The following is a 17,017-nucleotide window of genomic DNA, read 5'->3' on the forward strand; positions in this document are numbered from 1 at the left end:
TTTGTCGGGAAGTATCAAGACCGCCCAAGTCCGTCACGATTACGCATTAATAGCGTTGAGGTTTTTGCATTGCAAACAGTCACAGAAGATCAGACACCATATATCGCTCAACCTGGAGATATTATAACATTTGACCATACTAACAACGGGCAAGTTTATATAAATGGAGAAGTGTATGAGGATAATATGTTAGGAGTGGATTACTTCACTCTAAAAAAAGGTGAAAACCAGCTTGTGGTGCTTCCGAGTGATAGTCTCAAGATTAGTGGAAGGTACCGTGAACGATACTCATAAGCCATGTCAAAGCAAGAAATGAGGTGAAAGGATGTCGCAAGTATTTGTAGCGGATGGTAATAATTATGAAGCATTATCACATATAAGGTATCGAAACGTCATCTCCAATAGCCATAAAAAAAGTTTAAAGGATGGTAGTGAAACGTTTGATTTTACCACACATGCTGATAAGCCTTATTCACCATATATAGAAGGAAATAACCGAATCATCATCCCTGGAGAGGATGGTGATTTTTTAGAATTTATTATTTATGAAATACAGGAAGATCGTATTGAAAGAGAATTGGAAGTATATAGCTATGCCAGCTATGCGGAACTAAGAACAGCAAAAGTCATACCTGAACACACAACATCATCACTAACAGTTGGACAACATGCAGGAATCGCACTAGATGGCACAGAATGGCGAATAGGAATTGTTGAAAGTGATGCAGTACGGACAATCACATTCGAGAGTCGTACACACCCTTATGGTTATTTAAAACGACTTGCATCTGTGTTTGATTTAGAGTTACATTTCCGGATAGAACATGACAACGGGAAAATAACAGGAAGATATGTTGACTTGTTAGAGCGTGTTGGTGAATGGCGCGGTAGACGTGTAGAGTTTGGCAAAGACTTATTAGGACTAAGACGTGTGGAAAATACAGAAGAAATTGTAACAGCGTTAAATGTCATTGGTCCTGAAGATGAAAATGGTGATCGGCTAGAAGTTGTAGTCGAGGATGAAGAAGCTTTTCAGCGCTGGGCACGTAACGGTAAGCATATTATTAAAGATTATGAACCACAGTTTGAGATGGATGAGAATGCTACTGAAGAGCGATTAATCGAACTTGGAGAGCAAGAACTTGCCAAACGTGTTAAAGCGATTGTTACCTATGAAGGTACCATTGCTGATTTGGAAAAGGTACCGGGACTAGAACATAAAAAATTCCGTTTTGGCGATACCATTCAGATTAAAGACACCAGTTATGAGCCTGCACTTTATTTGGATGCACGAATCTTTTTCCAAGATCGAGATATAAAAGATCAAGCGGAGAAACAGGTTCGATTAGGTGACTTTACAGAGTATACCCAAGAAGAAGTGGACGCTATCTGGAAGAGCCTAGAACAACAAATTAAAAACAAAATCAGCATGACTGATCTTACGGAAGTTACCTATACCAAGCCAGAAATAGAAGAACGAGACAAACCTGGTAATGACGCAGCCGACAAGATTGAAACTGATGTGGGTTGGGATGAAGTAATTGAAACAGAACAAGGCTCACAGGAAAAAGCAGACCAGGCAGAGGAAAACGCTAATAATCATACTGACCAAATAAAAGAAGAAATTGACCAAGAGTTACTGGATAAAGCTGATCTGGAATATGTAGATGGTCAATTACAATTTAAGGCTGATAGTGATCTTGTCAATACCATTAATGATACAGTGGATGACTTACAATTAACAACTGATGATCTTCTTATTGACGTTGCTAATCATGCTGACGAGTTACAGGCGCAAGGGGGTCGTATTACAACTGTTGAGTATGATCTAGACGAAGTTGAGGGTCAGCTATCATTAGCAATTACCGATTTAGAATTGTTAGAAAATGAAGTAAGTACACAAGGTACACAGATTAGTGCTAATGCTGAAGCGATTGGATTTAAAGCTGATGCAACTGTAGTTGAAGGATTACAGGAAGAGTTTGACGCATTGAGTTATGAGAATAGGAACTTGTTAAGAAATAGTGCAGTACAAAATGGCACTTTGGACAATTGGACTGGATCAGGAATTTCGGTTATTGAAGAAGGAGTTTTCTCAGATTATGCAATTAGATTTGAAGGATCACCTAGTGGTTCAAGAGAATTTAAAAATACAACGCAAATACCTGCTGGTGAGTATATTATGCAAATATGGTATAAACACATAGTAGGAGATACTCCATATCTTTTCTTGAATGGGTCTAATCCTACAGATGGATCAGTCTCAGATGATCGGGATTTATTTGATCCTAATATAGAAGGGTGGCAAGTTGCGAAGGTTGAATTTACTGCAAATAGCGAGACAAGAATGCCATATATAAGATACGCTTCATCTTCACCTTCAGATCATACCTATGGCACTTGTATAATTGGTGCTATTAAAATTGAAAAAGGAAATAAAGCGACTGACTGGTCACCTGCACCAGAAGACTTTGAAGCTGACATTTCAGCAGTCGGAACAAGAGTAGAAAATTTATCAGCTGATTTAGAAATCATGGCTGGTCAAATTGAAGCTAAAGCAGAGAAAAGTGCAGTTGAAAACCTTGAAGGTGACTTTTCAACCTTAAGTAATGAAGTAAGCAGTCTTTCTGTTGCTTATGATGGTATTAGTGCTGATGTAAGTAGTTTGCAATCAACAACAGATGATCATACATCAGAAATTAGTGATTTAAATGCAGAATTAGAGATTCAAGCAGGGGAGATAAGTAGTAAGGTTGATGCTATTTATGTAGAGAATGCTGTTAGCGATACAGGAAGATGGACAAAAAGTTACCGTGTGAGAACTGCTAACCCCGAAAACTTAACCGAAAAAGATGGAAGTGCTCTTAGTAACCTTTACACCTATGAAGTAACAGGGAAAGTAACAGGAACGGGCAGTAACACAACGGCAGTAGCCATTTTTAGATCTAATTCTACTAGTGGTAGTTCAGACAGTAACGGTTGGAGTTTAGAAATTATCTATGAGCAAGGGGGCAAATCGTCCAACCAACCAGAGTTTTTCATAGATGATGACGGAAAACCTTCTATAAGGCTATATGGTCATACTTCATACTATACTGTAGAAGTAACACACGAGAAGACAATTGGCAGAGAAAGCTCTATGTCAGTCGCCTCTTCTGAAATCACACAACTAGCAGGAGAAATCACATCAAAAGTAAGTACAACGGAATTTGATAATCTAGAGGATAGAGTAGATACTGCAGAATCTACTATCTCACAACACGCTAACCAAATTCAGCAAAAAGTAGAAGAAAACGACGTACGCTCGATCTTTACGCAAGAAGCGGATTCATTCACTTTTGATGCAGATCAAATCAACTTTGACGGTCATGTATTCGGTGGGGATGCCACGTTCACTGGTAAGATTGAAGGGGCTATTATTGAAGGTTCTAGTTTTGTTTCAAGCTATGGTAATAGTGGATATTTAGAAATAGAAAATGGTGCTCTAGCATTTTTTAGTGGAAACGATTCTCTTGTTTTAGGAGTATATTCCGACGAGGGCTTTGTGATGAATAAGGGAAACAATCATATGCAATTGAGTTCGAGCTCTTTAACATTTAACGGGAACCCTGCTGAAGTCATAGAAAGCCAGGGCTCAAATGCAGGTGGTCGTTGGATACGATATGCTAGCGGTATTCAAATATGTTGGGCTCAACCGTTTAATCAGGCTACAACTAATACGTATTCATCTGGTGTTTCCTATTCGGATACTGACTATTGGGATTTTCCAGTTTCATTTGATGATAGTTACCCAATATCAGTTAGCGCTGTGTGTGCTTCACTGGGTAGAGTTTGTGGCACAACAGGGCCTCCAAGTGCTAGCAGTGTGCCAATACGGACGTACTCACTTAGTGGAAATACTTCATCTACCGCATACAGTGTATACACATATGCAGTTGGTAGATGGAAATAAAAACAGGAGGAATTTACATGCAAGTAAAAATTGAAAACAGAATGCTAAAACCGTCAATTGAACTACTTCTGGACTTCCCACTGAAAGGGAAGAAGTCACGTCATAGAACCAAGTTTATTAAGCAACTACAGGATCGCTTAAAAGAAGTCGATCAGAACAGAGCGCAGCTTGCAAAAGAACATGCCAAAAGTGATGAAGATGGAGAACCAATTGTAATTGATGATGGTAAGCGATATGACATCGAAGATCAAGAGGCATTCCAAGCAGATTTAAAAGAATTATATGATGAAGCGTTAGTCATTGACGGGGGTGATAATGAAGGGATGCTTAAGACGGTTAAAACGGTATTATTAAATTCGGATAAAGAGTGGAGCGGTCAGCAGGCTTTTGTCTATGATTATCTATGCGAACAATTTGAAAAAGGAGATGAAGCATAATGAACTTTGAAATCAGATCCGTACAAACTAAATATAATGATGGTGAAGCTACAAGTGTGAGAATATCCTACTCAGCTAAAAATAATGATCGAAGCGTAAGCGTGAGTGGTGTGTATGACTTAACTGCTGAGGAATTTAACCAAGATGGATCCTTTGATACATTAGAAGCTAAAGCACAAGAGCATTTATTGAATGAAATCAACGCCACGTAAGGCGTATTTTTTATGCAGGAATTTCCTCCTTTATGTCGAATTATGATAAGGAGGAGGTTGTTTAAAATGATAACTATAAAAGAACTTGAAAAAAAGCATATAGTTTTAGAAGAGAAGCTAATCGAAAACAATTCTTTATACGAGCAACAAAAGGATTCACTTTTTAAACTTATGGAGCAGTATCAAGAAATTGCAAGGTGGTATTTATCTAAAGGATTTACGAATAGCCTTGAATACAGGAGAGAAATAGGAGATGTATTAGTCCTAGCTGAGCATGACCAAGATGTTTACTATTGGGATCCGGAAGAGCTAAAAATAAATAAATTTAACCTTAGAGATTATAAAAATATGAATGGCGTCAACTCTTTAATTTTTGTAAAAAAAGGACTATATAATTCGGCAAGAGATACCATTTTATCACTTGATTCTATGTTAAATCAGCATGTGGAAAGTATTGAAAAAGAAAACCGACAACTAAAAAATGATTTAGGAGAAGATTAGAGACCTTAAAATGGTCTCTTTTTTATACCCAAAAACAGATAGAAGGGGGATTAAGCATGACGATCGAAATAGGCATTTTACTATCTATTGCATCAATTGTAATAGCTTATCTAGGTTACCAGTTGAACAAACAAAAGCAACAGACACAGTACCAGGAAAACATTAAAAATGATGCAACTAGAGAAGCCGTTATTGAGACTAAGCTTGATAACATCGGCAATGGTGTCGAAAACATAAGAATTGATTTGCGAGCCAACGCGAGAGAAATTGGTGCACTTGGTGAACGAGTAACTAGGGTAGAAGAATCAAGTAAACAAGCACATAAGAGAATTGATGCAATCAGTCCAGATAAGGGCTGATTTTTTATTGTATTTGAAGGAGGTGAGTAAGTTGAAAGAACAATTAAAAAAGATCGACAACAAGTGGGTTAGGTTAATCGCCTTTACTATTGCATCAATCAATACTGGTTTTACGATTGCTGGTAATCCGTTGCTACCTTTTGGCAGTGAGCAAATTGTAGAAGGTGTTTCGATTGTCGCTAATACTGCAGCTGGTATTTGGGTTTATTGGAAAAACAACAGCTTTACGTTTGCGGCTAAAGTTGCGGATGATCATTTAAAACAATTGAAGGAGGGAAAATAAGATGGCCGGAAATCTATCACACTTACCAAAATTTAAGGATGTGCGTAACAAGTTAAAAAAGCATCCGTCTAAGAAGTTCCCTGTCCTATCTATGGCAGGGAAAACAACTATTGCCTTACACCACAGTTTAACAAAACAAGGTCTTGGAGGTTCAAATGCGGAGGGGTACGCAGAGTTCCATGTAGATACTCACGATTGGCCTGGCATTGGTTATCATTATGTAATTGAACCAAATGGAACAATTAAGTGGTGTAATGATCTTGAATTAAGAACGTACCATGTTGGTGACCATAACAATTATTGTGTAGGTATTTGCTTAACCGGTGATTTCAGATATGAAGAACCTACCAAAGAACAGGAAGATAGCTTACGTCGTTTAGTGTATGCTCTTAAAAAAGAATATTCTGTCTTAAAGTATGTGAAAGGGCACCATGAATTCAGTGGTTATGAGTGGAAGCAGTGTCAGGAGTATGACTATAAAAAGATTCTAAATGAAAAAGGATCTATTCCTGGTAAAACTGATTTGCCAAACACTTATAAAATTCAAGAAGGTGACACTTTCTGGTCTATTGCTAAAGGGATGAAAGATTTATCTGTTGATGATCTGAAAAAGGCTAATCCAGGAGTGGATCCTAAGAAATTAAAAATAGGACAAAAAATCAACCTTGGTAAAGCTAAGAAATCAAGTGGAACCACTAATAAAAAATCAAGTAGTAAAAAAGCTACTGGAGTAGTTGCAGATATCCAAGACACAGTAAATGATCGATACGGTTATAACATTGCAGTAGACAACATTCCCGGTCCTGAAACGTATAAAGCATTATTGAAGGCTTATCAAACTGAATTAAATAAACAATTCGGAGCTGGTCTAAAAGTAGATGGTATATGGGGGCCTAAAACTGCAGCTGCATCTGTAACTGTTCGTAAGGGAGCTAAAGGTAACCTTACTTGGATACTTCAAGCTATGCTTTATTGTAAAGATCATAAGATTGCAGTAGATGGAATTTTTGGAAGTGAAACTGAAAAAGCAGTTAAAGCGTTCCAGCGATCTTTTGGAATTACAGTGGATGGAGTACCTGGACCTGTTACTTTCAGTAAGTTATTTAAGTAGAGTATTGAAAAGGAGGGCGTTTTTTCTGAACGCCCTTTTTTGTGGATAAGTTTAATGAATCCTTTGTTTAATTAAATTATAGTTGTGGATAACTGTCTCCTGTGATAGAATAATAGAAAATTGCTTTGTATTAATTTAGAGGATGGTTTTATGATATATGTATATTGTGATGAGAGCTGTCATCTAGAGAATGATTTATCTAACGTGATGGTTCTTGGTGGATTAGCTGTTCCTGAAAGCAAAAAGAAAGAAATATTTAATGATATAAGAAGAATTAAAGAACAACATAATTTAAGCTCTTGGTTTGAAATAAAGTGGACTAAAGTTTCCAATTCAAAAATAGATTTTTATCTTGATTTAATTAAATATTTTTTTAATAATGATTTTTTAAGATTCAGAGGAATTGTTATGAGAGGTAAAAAAAATCTTGATCATAAGACTTTTGGTAATACTCATGACGATTGGTATTATAGAATGTATTTTTATCTCCTAGACCCAATGATATTTCCTGAAGAAAATTATAGAGTCTTCTTAGATATTAAGGATACTAATGGAGGTAAGAAAGTAAGGAAGCTTCATGAGGTTCTATGCAATAGTAATTATGATTTTAATCAAGATGTGCTTAAAGATATAACACAGATTCATTCTCATGAATCAGAGATAATGCAGCTTTGTGATTTATTAATTGGAGCGTTATCATACTTTAATCGTGGACTATACTTTAATGGTAACCAAGGGAAACAGAAGGTTATAAGCCAAATAATTAGTATTTCTCAAAAAAATTTAAATAGGAGTACATCTTTACAAGAAAACAAATTTAACTTATTTATATGGGATCCACAAGGAGTTAGTAATAATGTATGGTAAATTATCAAGTCCGAGGCTGATTACTGGTAATACATTGATGGAAGTAGTAACAAATATAGAGAGCAATTTCTATAATGTGTTTATGAATAAAAGTGCTCGCAGTAATTATAACAATAAGTTCATCTTTTTTAACATTAATAAGGAGTATAAAGGAGAAAAACTTAGATTCCCTGAAAGGTTTCTACATATATGCTCTATAGAAGATAAAAATCACTACACTATATTTCCTTGTAATAATGACGCAACATATTATCAATGTAATGCAAAATGTGATATTACTAGGTCCCATTTAGAATTTAGAAAGTTAGGAAGATCTCAATGTTTATATCGGATGACCAGAATTCATTGGATTCCTGAAATAATAAATCTAGCGAACAAAAATGATGAAGGAATTACTGTGTGGACTAAACCAGAAAAGGATAGAAACAGAAATGACGTATTTAAACACTATATAAGATATGAATCTCAATTAGTTGATTATGTTGTTATTCTAAAAGAAGATATTCGGGGCGGTTCAGTTTATAAATACGAATTCATAAGTGCTTTTCCTGTCTTCACCAAAAGAAACAAGGAGCAATTTGAAAAAGATTTCAACCACTATTCACCTTCATTTGCACAAAACAAAAATTAAAAAAGCTGGTTATCGCATTGCGAAATCCAGCGGTCTCCTTCTACAACTTGGTAGATGAGCTACTTATAAGTTAGCATTGTTTTAATAACATGTCAATGCTGATTCGTTAATAATATACCCAAAAATGTATTTAATAAACACGGCATTTGATGTCGTGTTTATTAAATACATTCTTATATTAATTCAGGCGTTTGATTAGTGAATTATTTTTGTCTTATTTACCGACTCAAACAACTCCTCAAGAATAAGCAATACCTTCTTCCTTATCGCCGGATTAAAATAATTCCGTTTTTCCTCTTTCCGTTTAGAATAGAAAGTATACTCCGTAAACATGTCATCTTTACCTGTCTGTAATACCTTTAGATTTTTCATATGCATTTGTTGCTTCAACTCACGTCTTTCCTCAATAGCTTTTTTCTCAATAGATTCCAGGAGACGTATATAAGGCTCGTTAATTTTAAAGATGCTATTGTTACGTAATGTATCTAAATCCTTCTGGATCACTTCAATAGCCATGGACAAGAACAAATAACGGCTTGCTACTTTGAATTCCTCATCTGTTATATATCGCATAATGACAACTCCACAACATTGTTAATGTCTAATAAATCAATGCCGTCTACAGTATCGATAGTGAGATTTGTTCCTTTGATTTTTTCGATAAAACCTTCAATAGTATGAAGCCTATGATTGTTCCAGTAGACTATATCTAATTTCTTTTTAAATTGCATAGCTTCATTTATGGTGATCTGCATTTCATGATACTGATCTTCAGATAAAATTGGCTTATCAATCTTTTGTTCTTCTTCAAAAATTTCATGCAGCATCTCCAGATGTTCAGGCATCATCATTGCAGTCCATTTCTTATTTCCCCGATCGATCATAAATATCACCTCACAACAGGAACGTTTGTTCTTATTATATATCCAAATATTGAATTTATGCAAATTGTATTTTCTGGAAGGAATTTAACAGTTAGTGTCGAAAGTAATAGTATATATGTCAGTTGGAGAGGAGGGGTAGTATGGAAGAATATCATATAATGCCTTCGATTAGATTTAATATACAAACAACTAGACATTATGATAATGGACAGCTAGCTATTTTGGTTTATGATAAAGAGATAGAACAACATTTTCTGTATTATGAGAATGAAGTGAAGAGTATACCAAGTGAGCTGAATGAATTAAAGAGATGCATCGATCATGAATGGTTTAACATAAAAAATGGATACTATCGAGTAAAAGAATTTAGCTATGATTCGGCTATATAATTTGTTAGCACCTACTTATGGGGTAGGTGCTATTTTTTTTGGGGAAAGAAATCACTAACTTTTTTATTAAAAATGTTAGCAAATTTATACAACATATAACTATCTAAATTATATAAGCCTTGTTCATAATCGGATATTGTATTATGTTTTACTCCAAGCTTTTCACCTAATTCTTTTTGAGTTATTTTCCTTTTTATTCTGAATTCTCTTATTTTTATTCCTACGTGTTTTCTTAATTCATGTTCGTCCATTTTAAACATCATCCTAACAACTGTTTCTTTCATATAAGTCGTCTACTTTGCAATCCAATAAATCTGCTAATTTAAAAGCATTTTCTAAAGATGGTTTACTATGTCCGTTTATCCATCTTGATAGTACTGTTTGACTAACCCTCATTCGATTAGCTACCTCTTTTTTAGACAGTCCTTTTTTTGCAATACATACATTTATATTACTTTTTAATGTCATCTTCATCACCCTATTTATACATATTCTTCAAAGCAATAAGAAAATCCTTCATCATATTCGTTAAAAAAATTGTATTTTTAGTTCAACAAACAAGCCCACCATGCATATCATTTATCAAAAGCTTATCACTCAAAAGCTTCAGCAAAATTCGCTTTCGCTTTTTCGTTCATATGAACAAGAAATTATTGCATGTCTATAGTACTTTAATAGTTGTTATGGCAACATCGGAATATTCCAAACATAATTCCAGTGCGGAATAGTAAAAGGAAGAGCGAACGGAATACCAAATGGAAGGGAGGAGAGAATAGTGTTATTAGAAGCAGGGTTATGCATAGGTGGATATGTATTCTTGCACATGCTCTTTAGAGAAAAGTCAGAAAAAGAGAAGATCAACCTGGTATTTAAAAATATAGGATATGGATTTAAAGAGCAGCTACCATATCATATTAGGACCATAAAAGCGGATCGATATACAATGTATATTTATCATTTGCCGTATGGTCTTATTGACGATCCGAAACTAGAAACTATACTGCAGAAAACATTGAATAAGTCAGTGGAGATCGTCATGAAAAACAAATTGTATATTACCGTGTACCAGGAAGATCTGAAAAGTAAATATAACTATGCATTTACGAAAATTGATGGTTGGCAATTGCCTATTGGTTATGCTGTTGGTGCCAAAGTTATTTATCACGATTTTGACAAGATACCGCATGCAACTGTGGCAGGGATGACAAGGCAAGGAAAAACGGTACTGCTAAAATTAATCCTGGCACATCTTATTTACAATCATCCTGAAGATGTGGAGTTTTACGTTATTGATCTTAAAGGAGGCTTAGAGTTTTCACGATACCAAAAATTAAAGCAAGTCAAACAGGTAGCAAGTAATGTGGACGATGCTTATCAATTACTGCAGCAAATAAATAAAAAAATAAAATCGGATATGCAGCACTTTAAAAACAAAGGTTATTCAAATGTATTAGATACGAATATAAATAAACGCACTTTTATTATTACTGATGAAGCAGCGGAACTTACACCAGCTGCACATCATGATAGAGAAACTAAAAATAAATTTAGATATTGTCAGCAAGTTTTATCTGAAATTTGTAGAGTAGCTGGAGCACTTGGGTACCGTAATATTTTTTGCACACAATACCCAACTGCAGATACATTACCACGTCAAATCAAACAGAACAGTGATGTAAAGATTAGCTTCCGATTACCAACAGAAGTAGCAAGTCGTGTTGCTATTGATGAAAAGGGAGCAGAGGAATTAAATGTACCAGGTAGGGCCATCTATAGAACACATGAGAAGCAAATAATTCAGGTACCGTTTATAAGTGACAAAACGATATTGGATGAATTAAGGAGGTATGAGGTCAATGATTCAACAAATAGAAAAACAGAAGAGAGAGGAGCGGATTTTATTACGTTTGGATGATCTTAATTTTGCAACCAGAGAACAGTTGCAGGTCATTGAAAGTTTAGGGGGTGATCGAAACGCTAGAAGAATATTACACCAAATGGAAAAGGATAAATTACTCTTGTCTGTACGATATGAAAAGAAGATCTACTATCTAAGTAATCGAGGGAAAGAACGCGTGGGATCCAATCAAAGCAAGTTAAAACGTGACAAGATTCAGCACACATTAATGCGTAATGATATGTACATCAAGCTAGGTATGCCTAATGACTGGAAGAAGGAAGTACCAATAAACTTTGGTACCGAAACACTGATACCAGATGCAATGTTTAAACTGAATGGGATATATCACTTTGTTGAAATCGACAACGTGCAAACAATGAAAACTAACTATGAAAAGATTAAGAAGTATAAAGAACTATCCAACATGATTGCTAAGCAATATAAGCATGTTCCTACATTAATATGGTACTCATTATCTGAAACACGTAAGCGGAAGTTAGAAGATGCATGTGTAAAAAGTAATTTAAAATATCAAATTTATTAGGAGGGATTAAAATGTTTAAGAACGCTGAAAAGATAAGCAAGGCCATGGATATGTTAATAAAGGTTACGGAAGAATTAGAGAACCAGGAGCGGAAGGATGAAATGGTTAATGTGATTCATGATCTTTCCAAGGTACATCAAAACGTGCTTGGTGATTTGACTAGAAAGACAGTCGATTAATGGCTGTCTTTACATAGGTAAAAAGTAATTGTATTATTATGGTATAGAGAGAGGAGAGATTGGAATATGTGGGAAGTTATGGAGTTATTGGGAATCGTATGTTTCATAATAGGTATAATACTATTAATCGTTATGTTAGTGATAAAACAATCACCTATTATTCCTGTCATTGTTATTTGTTCTAGTGTATTGATTTGGTTTATTGGATGGGGAAATCAGCCTGTTGTCGATCCAGACGAACCAGTTACAGCTAATAACGTAAAGGAAGACGAAGAGGAAGCTTTAACAGAAGAAGATAGCGAGGTTACACAAGAGGAATTAGATGAACAATTAAAAGACGAAGCAGTTGAAGCTGATTTTGTGGAATTGAATAGTGGTGAAGCAGAATCAGATCAACGTGTGTTTATTGAAGGCAAAGTATTGGATGAACCAGAAGAAAAACTACAAGAATTTATGGTGTCCACATATGAGGGAGACGGTTACGGCATATATATAGTCAAAGATTTTGATCCAGGAGCTGAATTCAAAGAAGGAGATATTATAAGAGCGTATGGCATTTATAATGGCAAACATGAAGAATTAGGAGGGCCTTTGATCACAGCTACACTTATCGAAAATGTAGACTTTGATGAAAATAATGAAGCCCATGTGAAGTTAGTGGAAGATGAAGAAGCACCTACCGAATAAGTAGGTGCTTTTTGTGTCTTTAAAAACAATAGGATCTCCTTTCGCTTGGATATATGTTGCTGTCCATGGTGACCCAGCTGCATTTTGATAATATAATGCATGGTCATGGTTAACAAAGTGTTCACCTAATCCTGCAGCCACTAATTGCTCTGTAGTAGCGTCCTTTGTTAATTTATAGATCATAGTAGCTATCATTTCCAGATGTGCAAACTCTTCTGTACCAATATCATTTAATAAGCCAACAACTTTGTCTGGTATGGTATAACGTTGATTTAAGTAGCGTAAAGCAGCTGACAATTCTCCGTCGGCTCCTCCATATTGTTCAATTAAATATTTGGCTAACGTCGGATTGCACCTACTTACCTTAACCGGATATTGCAATTTTTTTTCGTAATACCACATTTCAGATATTCCTCCTTTTTACACTTGCCAAGGCCATGGTGCTTCTTTCCAATTCCATGGATAACTGGAATAACTGTGACCATATTGCATGAGAGGGCCGAATCGTTCTTCAAACTGGTTTTTTAACTGTTTACTTTCGTAAGCAGCTTGATTAAATTGTTTAATGGCATCTAAATCTTGGGGGTGGGTATCAAGATATAATGTTAGCTCTACTAAGACAAAATCTACAGCTTGAATTTGTTCCATTAACTGATAATAACTTTCTGGTAGTGACTTTTCCTTTGTCATTCGTTTGATTCACTCCTTTTCGAGTAGTAGGGATCGTACAAACATGGCCATAACGTTCCTGCAAAAAGTGCTTCTCTAGCAGTGTGGAATTGTTCTGTATTGTTTGGCTGAAAACCTATATATAAATTAGGCGGTGTAGAATAGCACTTGGTTAAGACAGGCTTACATGGATCAAATTTGCTCACGAACGGGGAGTAACATTTAGTTAGTGTAAAAGACATGATATTCTCCTTTCTTTCGAATAAAGTGAGGCTTCCTTTGAAGTTTTTTTATCCTATCATCCTCAAAATTTATAGTATAAAAACCATTCACTTCCATTTCATTGTATGGAGGTTGCATCATGTCCTATTACAATTCTGTCTTAACCCATTTGAAAATTAATCATTTGGAAACAGTCTATAAATTTATCAGTGTAATCAATCAAACGATCAAACAAGTTTGCTATGTTTCTGAAAATAAACATGTTAATATATATATGGTTCGTTATTAAATGGTTTGAAAAAATCAGGACGAAGCTGCGCATTTCAGAAGCAGATATTAGAACATACATAAATATGTCAAGTGTTGAAGGAGTGTAACGTTTTATGCAACAAGAAAAAGTGATTGTGATTGGGGCAGGGCCATGTGGTATGTCCGCAGCAATTGAATTACAGAATATAGGAATAGATCCATTGATCATTGAAAAAGGAAATATTGTTGACTCAATTTATCAATATCCAACCCACCAAACCTTTTTCAGTTCTAGTGATAAGTTGGAGATTGGTGATGTTGCGTTTGTTACGGAAAAAAATAAACCCGTTCGAAACCAAGCATTAGCTTATTACCGAACGGTCGCAATTCGTCAAAACTTACGAATTAATAGCTTTGAAGAGGTATATAAAATAGAAAAAACAGATAATGGCTTTCAATTAGAAACAAAAAATCAACATAATGAAAAAAGAAAGTATCACACAACATATTGTATTATTGCAACAGGCTATTACGGTCAACCCAATTATATGGGAATAAAAGGGGAGGAATTGGATAAAGTCTCTCACTATTTTAAAGAAGCGCATCCTTTTTACCAACAAAATGTTGCAGTAATAGGTGGAAAAAACTCTGCTGTAGATGCTACAATCGAATTACATAAAGCTGGTGCTAATGTCACAGTGCTATATCGAGGCAGTGAGTACTCTTCAAGTGTGAAGCCATGGATATTACCAGAATTTGCTTCACTTGTAAAGCATGGTAAAGTAAAAATGGAATTTAACGCAACGATTGAGGAAATAACAAAGGACGAGGTTACTTATTTAGTAAATGGTGAGAAGAAATCGATTAAGAATGATTATGTGTTTGCGATGACAGGATACCAACCGAACCAAGGTTTCCTTAAACAGGTAGGGATTACGATAGACCAAGAAACAGGTAGACCTACTTTTGACTTAGATACAATGGAAACAAATATAGAAAATATTTATATTGCTGGAGTTATTGCTGCCGGATACGATAATAACGAAATATTTATTGAAAATGGTCGTTTCCACGGTGGATTAATTGCAACATCTATCAGTAACAAAGAAAAATGATAATAATCAAACCCTCCACATTGATATGTGGAGGGAAAATGAATATATTAATCTCTGAAAGCTTTCATCAGTTCATGATGAGATGCACCTTTCTCCAATAACAGCATGAGCTTCAAACGAGCTTTCGGACCATTTAAATGATTAGCAAAGATGACACCGTCCTCCAGTAAAGTTCGTCCACCGCCTTCGTATTGATAAGTAGGTTGTACAATTCCTTTATAGCAGCGAGATACAAATAATACCGTTATATCATGTTTAATAAAGTTTTTTATGGCTGGGACGATTGCAGGAGGAACATTTCCTTGCCCTAACGCCTCAATAATAAGTCCATCGATGTGTGAAGGTTGGATATAATCTAATAGGTCATTTGACATACCAGCATATGCTTTCAAGAGAAGTACGTTTTTCGTTAAATCTTGAATATGAATAGTTTCATGGTGATAAGTTTTTTGATAGAAATAAACATCTTGTTTCGTCACCATACCGACAGGTCCAAATTGCGGACTTTGAAAGGTTGCCACATTACTAGTAGACGTTTTGGTGACATATTGTGCGGTATGCACTTCATCATTCATTACAACTAATACACCTCGGTCACATGACTTAGGGTTAGACGCTACACGGATGGCACATATCAAGTTATATAAACCATCTGAACCAATTTCATTACTTGATCGCATTGCACCCGTAAATACGATAGGAATACTTGTTTTTACACATAGATCTACAAAATAAGAGGTTTCTTCTAACGTATCTGTACCATGTGTAACTACAATTCCATTATAATTATCTGAATCTATATTTTCCTTAATAAACTCTGCTAATTGAAGCATATGTTTCGGTGTAATATGTGGTGATGGTAAGTGAAATAAATTTACTTCTTCTATAGGAAAAGAATGTAATAATTCCATTTTGGATAAGGGATGTGTATCTGTTTCTACGACACTCCCATCTAGATTCTCTTTCATCGATATTGTACCACCAGTATGAATAATTAATGTTTTTTTCATTATACTCCCAACTTTCTTTAATTAAACGTATATATGTTAAATGAATTCTTTTGATATTATGCCATAATTATTGGGAGATAGAAAGTAGGTGATATCAGTTGTTTGCTCTTATATCAGTCTCCATTGCTCCGGCATTTGCATTGTTATCATTTTTTTATTTAAAAGATGAATATGAATTAGAGCCGATCTATGCGATTTTTCGCACATTTATATATGGAGCATTACTAGTATTTCCAATTATGTTTATTCAGTATGCATTTCAGGAAGAAGGTATTGCACAAACTCCTTTTTTACAATCATATTTTATCTATGGACTTTTTGAAGAGTTTTTTAAATGGTTTATATTTATTTTCACCACTTATAAGTATTCAAAGTTTAATACAGTTTATGACGGTATTGTATATGGGGTTTCTATTAGCTTAGGGTTTGCAACTGTTGAAAATATTCTTTATTTATTTGCGCATGGAATTGAATTTGCCTTTAGCCGGGCGATTTTCCCTGTATCATCTCATGCATTGTTCGGAGTAATAATGGGTTATTATTTGGGAAGGGCCAAATTTTCGCCTAACAATGGAATACTCTCGTTATTATTAGCATTATTATTACCTACTTTCTTACACGGGACGTATGACTTTATATTAGAAGCAATTGAGAATCAATGGTTATACGGACTCATCCCATTTATGGTGATACTATGGATGCTTAGTCTACGAAAAGTAAAAGTAGCCAACGAAATCAGTCACCAGCAAGTATAAACAACGCACAGTAGATATACTAATACTGTTTGTTCTAAACTAAATGTACATTCATTTATGA

General features: G+C 35.0%; 25 protein-coding genes and 1 pseudogene. 18 read left to right on the plus strand and 8 right to left on the minus strand.

What is annotated here, in order from left to right; translation table 11 throughout:
- The 10 genes from D569_RS23210 to D569_RS0120550 all read left to right on the plus strand — a co-directional run.
- Nucleotides 1–294 (plus strand): phage distal tail protein (locus D569_RS23210; RefSeq protein WP_033405288.1); only part of this gene is annotated, 294 nt, incomplete at its 5' end.
- A 31-nt stretch (nt 295–325) separates the two neighbouring features.
- On the plus strand, nt 326–3,952 hold the full coding sequence (locus tag D569_RS0120510; protein ID WP_018934312.1) for a phage tail spike protein: 3,627 nt from the start codon (nt 326–328) through the stop codon (nt 3,950–3,952).
- 17 nt (nt 3,953–3,969) lie between these two features.
- A complete protein-coding gene (locus D569_RS23215; protein ID WP_018934313.1) occupies nt 3,970–4,389 on the plus strand; it encodes a DUF1617 family protein in 420 nt (139 codons plus the stop codon).
- Nucleotides 4,389–4,601 (plus strand): hypothetical protein, encoded by a 213-nt coding sequence (locus tag D569_RS0120520; RefSeq protein WP_018934314.1) that lies wholly within the window; start codon nt 4,389–4,391, stop codon nt 4,599–4,601. Before D569_RS23215 ends, D569_RS0120520 begins: the two co-directional genes overlap by 1 nt.
- Before the next feature lie 66 nt (nt 4,602–4,667).
- The gene (locus tag D569_RS0120525; RefSeq protein ID WP_018934315.1) at nt 4,668–5,102 is read left to right on the plus strand and encodes a hypothetical protein; all 435 of its coding nucleotides are present in this window, start codon (nt 4,668–4,670) and stop codon (nt 5,100–5,102) included.
- 56 nt (nt 5,103–5,158) lie between these two features.
- A complete protein-coding gene (locus D569_RS0120530) occupies nt 5,159–5,461 on the plus strand; it encodes a hypothetical protein (protein WP_018934316.1) in 303 nt (100 codons plus the stop codon).
- A 31-nt stretch (nt 5,462–5,492) separates the two neighbouring features.
- A complete protein-coding gene (locus D569_RS0120535) occupies nt 5,493–5,744 on the plus strand; it encodes a phage holin (RefSeq protein WP_018934317.1) in 252 nt (83 codons plus the stop codon).
- A gap of 1 nt (nt 5,745) precedes the next feature.
- Nucleotides 5,746–6,855, plus strand: coding sequence for a peptidoglycan-binding protein (locus tag D569_RS23740; RefSeq protein WP_018934318.1), 1,110 nt, complete (start codon nt 5,746–5,748; stop codon nt 6,853–6,855).
- Nucleotides 6,856–7,005: 150 nt separating this feature from the next.
- A complete protein-coding gene (locus D569_RS0120545; protein WP_018934319.1) occupies nt 7,006–7,722 on the plus strand; it encodes a DUF3800 domain-containing protein in 717 nt (238 codons plus the stop codon).
- Complete coding sequence (locus tag D569_RS0120550; RefSeq protein ID WP_018934320.1) at nt 7,712–8,353, plus strand: hypothetical protein; 642 nt, start codon at nt 7,712–7,714, stop codon at nt 8,351–8,353. Before D569_RS0120545 ends, D569_RS0120550 begins: the two co-directional genes overlap by 11 nt.
- Before the next feature lie 195 nt (nt 8,354–8,548).
- Here D569_RS0120550 and D569_RS0120555 read toward each other — a convergent pair whose 3' ends face one another.
- Nucleotides 8,549–8,926, minus strand: a complete 378-nt coding sequence (locus D569_RS0120555) for a YhjD family protein (protein ID WP_018934321.1) — start codon at nt 8,924–8,926, stop codon at nt 8,549–8,551.
- Nucleotides 8,914–9,237 carry a YolD-like family protein gene (locus D569_RS23745; protein ID WP_018934322.1) on the minus strand — a complete coding sequence of 108 codons (324 nt, stop codon included), beginning with the start codon at nt 9,235–9,237 and terminating at the stop codon, nt 8,914–8,916. The genes D569_RS0120555 and D569_RS23745 overlap by 13 nt, the downstream gene beginning before the upstream one ends.
- 140 nt (nt 9,238–9,377) lie before the next feature.
- Here D569_RS23745 and D569_RS0120565 point away from each other — a divergent pair, with 140 nt between their 5' ends.
- Nucleotides 9,378–9,626: a hypothetical protein gene (locus D569_RS0120565; RefSeq protein ID WP_018934323.1), complete on the plus strand. Its 249-nt coding sequence runs from the start codon at nt 9,378–9,380 to the stop codon at nt 9,624–9,626.
- 29 nt (nt 9,627–9,655) lie between these two features.
- On the opposite strand, the gene D569_RS23230 is transcribed toward D569_RS0120565, so the two are convergent.
- Together D569_RS23230 and D569_RS0120575 are read right to left on the minus strand one after the other, a co-directional pair.
- The gene (locus D569_RS23230) at nt 9,656–9,877 is read right to left on the minus strand and encodes a helix-turn-helix domain-containing protein (protein WP_018934324.1); all 222 of its coding nucleotides are present in this window, start codon (nt 9,875–9,877) and stop codon (nt 9,656–9,658) included.
- A gap of 13 nt (nt 9,878–9,890) precedes the next feature.
- Nucleotides 9,891–10,094, minus strand: a complete 204-nt coding sequence (locus D569_RS0120575; protein ID WP_018934325.1) for a helix-turn-helix transcriptional regulator — start codon at nt 10,092–10,094, stop codon at nt 9,891–9,893.
- Nucleotides 10,095–10,401: 307 nt separating this feature from the next.
- On the opposite strand from D569_RS0120575, the gene D569_RS0120580 reads away from it, so the two are divergent.
- The 4 genes from D569_RS0120580 to D569_RS23750 all read left to right on the plus strand — a co-directional run bounded on the left by D569_RS0120580 (nt 10,402) and on the right by D569_RS23750 (nt 12,936).
- Nucleotides 10,402–11,541, plus strand: a complete 1,140-nt coding sequence (locus D569_RS0120580) for an FtsK/SpoIIIE domain-containing protein (protein WP_018934326.1) — start codon at nt 10,402–10,404, stop codon at nt 11,539–11,541.
- Nucleotides 11,483–12,070, plus strand: a complete 588-nt coding sequence (locus tag D569_RS0120585; RefSeq protein WP_018934327.1) for a replication-relaxation family protein — start codon at nt 11,483–11,485, stop codon at nt 12,068–12,070. Before D569_RS0120580 ends, D569_RS0120585 begins: the two co-directional genes overlap by 59 nt.
- Before the next feature lie 11 nt (nt 12,071–12,081).
- A complete protein-coding gene (locus D569_RS24515) occupies nt 12,082–12,249 on the plus strand; it encodes a hypothetical protein (RefSeq protein ID WP_018934328.1) in 168 nt (55 codons plus the stop codon).
- A gap of 66 nt (nt 12,250–12,315) precedes the next feature.
- Nucleotides 12,316–12,936, plus strand: coding sequence for a hypothetical protein (locus D569_RS23750; protein ID WP_018934329.1), 621 nt, complete (start codon nt 12,316–12,318; stop codon nt 12,934–12,936).
- A gap of 27 nt (nt 12,937–12,963) precedes the next feature.
- Here the strand turns inward: D569_RS23750 and D569_RS23240 are convergent.
- The 3 genes and pseudogenes from D569_RS23240 to D569_RS24165 all read right to left on the minus strand — a co-directional run.
- Nucleotides 12,964–13,338 (minus strand): annotated as a pseudogene (locus D569_RS23240) (manganese catalase family protein); the annotation flags it as partial.
- A gap of 18 nt (nt 13,339–13,356) precedes the next feature.
- Nucleotides 13,357–13,626, minus strand: a complete 270-nt coding sequence (locus tag D569_RS0120605) for a spore coat protein CotJB (protein WP_018934331.1) — start codon at nt 13,624–13,626, stop codon at nt 13,357–13,359.
- Nucleotides 13,623–13,847, minus strand: coding sequence for a spore coat associated protein CotJA (locus D569_RS24165; protein WP_083939089.1), 225 nt, complete (start codon nt 13,845–13,847; stop codon nt 13,623–13,625). Before D569_RS24165 ends, D569_RS0120605 begins: the two co-directional genes overlap by 4 nt.
- Nucleotides 13,848–13,966: 119 nt before the next feature.
- Here D569_RS24165 and D569_RS24520 point away from each other — a divergent pair, with 119 nt between their 5' ends.
- Together D569_RS24520 and D569_RS0120615 are read left to right on the plus strand one after the other, a co-directional pair.
- Complete coding sequence (locus tag D569_RS24520) at nt 13,967–14,116, plus strand: hypothetical protein (RefSeq protein ID WP_018934332.1); 150 nt, start codon at nt 13,967–13,969, stop codon at nt 14,114–14,116.
- 94 nt (nt 14,117–14,210) lie between these two features.
- The gene (locus D569_RS0120615; RefSeq protein ID WP_018934333.1) at nt 14,211–15,191 is read left to right on the plus strand and encodes a YpdA family putative bacillithiol disulfide reductase; all 981 of its coding nucleotides are present in this window, start codon (nt 14,211–14,213) and stop codon (nt 15,189–15,191) included.
- A 47-nt stretch (nt 15,192–15,238) separates the two neighbouring features.
- On the opposite strand, the gene D569_RS0120620 is transcribed toward D569_RS0120615, so the two are convergent.
- On the minus strand, nt 15,239–16,201 hold the full coding sequence (locus D569_RS0120620) for an asparaginase (RefSeq protein ID WP_018934334.1): 963 nt from the start codon (nt 16,199–16,201) through the stop codon (nt 15,239–15,241).
- Between the two features lie 98 nt (nt 16,202–16,299).
- Between D569_RS0120620 and prsW the strand changes: the two genes are divergently transcribed.
- Complete coding sequence (gene prsW / locus D569_RS0120625; protein ID WP_018934335.1) at nt 16,300–16,956, plus strand: glutamic-type intramembrane protease PrsW; 657 nt, start codon at nt 16,300–16,302, stop codon at nt 16,954–16,956.
- Nucleotides 16,957–17,017: the final 61 nt, after the last annotated feature.

The organism is Gracilibacillus lacisalsi DSM 19029, assembly GCF_000377765.1.
GTDB lineage: Bacteria > Bacillota > Bacilli > Bacillales > Amphibacillaceae > Gracilibacillus > Gracilibacillus lacisalsi.

What these genes read in the sequence shown, in the direction of transcription:
- D569_RS0120510 (WP_018934312.1), top strand. Translation starts at nt 326, where the DNA reads ATGTCGCAAGTATTTGTAGCGGATGGTAATAATTATGAAGCATTATCA.
- D569_RS23215 (WP_018934313.1), top strand. Translation starts at nt 3,970, where the DNA reads ATGCAAGTAAAAATTGAAAACAGAATGCTAAAACCGTCAATTGAACTA.
- D569_RS0120520 (WP_018934314.1), top strand. Translation starts at nt 4,389, where the DNA reads ATGAACTTTGAAATCAGATCCGTACAAACTAAATATAATGATGGTGAA.
- D569_RS0120525 (WP_018934315.1), top strand. Translation starts at nt 4,668, where the DNA reads ATGATAACTATAAAAGAACTTGAAAAAAAGCATATAGTTTTAGAAGAG.
- D569_RS0120530 (WP_018934316.1), top strand. Translation starts at nt 5,159, where the DNA reads ATGACGATCGAAATAGGCATTTTACTATCTATTGCATCAATTGTAATA.
- D569_RS23740 (WP_018934318.1), top strand. Translation starts at nt 5,746, where the DNA reads ATGGCCGGAAATCTATCACACTTACCAAAATTTAAGGATGTGCGTAAC.
- D569_RS0120545 (WP_018934319.1), top strand. Translation starts at nt 7,006, where the DNA reads ATGATATATGTATATTGTGATGAGAGCTGTCATCTAGAGAATGATTTA.
- D569_RS0120550 (WP_018934320.1), top strand. Translation starts at nt 7,712, where the DNA reads ATGTATGGTAAATTATCAAGTCCGAGGCTGATTACTGGTAATACATTG.
- D569_RS0120555 (WP_018934321.1), bottom strand. Translation starts at nt 8,926, where the DNA reads ATGCGATATATAACAGATGAGGAATTCAAAGTAGCAAGCCGTTATTTG.
- D569_RS23745 (WP_018934322.1), bottom strand. Translation starts at nt 9,237, where the DNA reads ATGATCGATCGGGGAAATAAGAAATGGACTGCAATGATGATGCCTGAA.
- D569_RS0120565 (WP_018934323.1), top strand. Translation starts at nt 9,378, where the DNA reads ATGGAAGAATATCATATAATGCCTTCGATTAGATTTAATATACAAACA.
- D569_RS23230 (WP_018934324.1), bottom strand. Translation starts at nt 9,877, where the DNA reads ATGGACGAACATGAATTAAGAAAACACGTAGGAATAAAAATAAGAGAA.
- D569_RS0120575 (WP_018934325.1), bottom strand. Translation starts at nt 10,094, where the DNA reads ATGACATTAAAAAGTAATATAAATGTATGTATTGCAAAAAAAGGACTG.
- D569_RS0120585 (WP_018934327.1), top strand. Translation starts at nt 11,483, where the DNA reads ATGATTCAACAAATAGAAAAACAGAAGAGAGAGGAGCGGATTTTATTA.
- D569_RS24515 (WP_018934328.1), top strand. Translation starts at nt 12,082, where the DNA reads ATGTTTAAGAACGCTGAAAAGATAAGCAAGGCCATGGATATGTTAATA.
- D569_RS23750 (WP_018934329.1), top strand. Translation starts at nt 12,316, where the DNA reads ATGTGGGAAGTTATGGAGTTATTGGGAATCGTATGTTTCATAATAGGT.
- D569_RS0120605 (WP_018934331.1), bottom strand. Translation starts at nt 13,626, where the DNA reads ATGACAAAGGAAAAGTCACTACCAGAAAGTTATTATCAGTTAATGGAA.
- D569_RS24165 (WP_083939089.1), bottom strand. Translation starts at nt 13,847, where the DNA reads ATGTCTTTTACACTAACTAAATGTTACTCCCCGTTCGTGAGCAAATTT.
- D569_RS24520 (WP_018934332.1), top strand. Translation starts at nt 13,967, where the DNA reads ATGTCCTATTACAATTCTGTCTTAACCCATTTGAAAATTAATCATTTG.
- D569_RS0120615 (WP_018934333.1), top strand. Translation starts at nt 14,211, where the DNA reads ATGCAACAAGAAAAAGTGATTGTGATTGGGGCAGGGCCATGTGGTATG.
- D569_RS0120620 (WP_018934334.1), bottom strand. Translation starts at nt 16,201, where the DNA reads ATGAAAAAAACATTAATTATTCATACTGGTGGTACAATATCGATGAAA.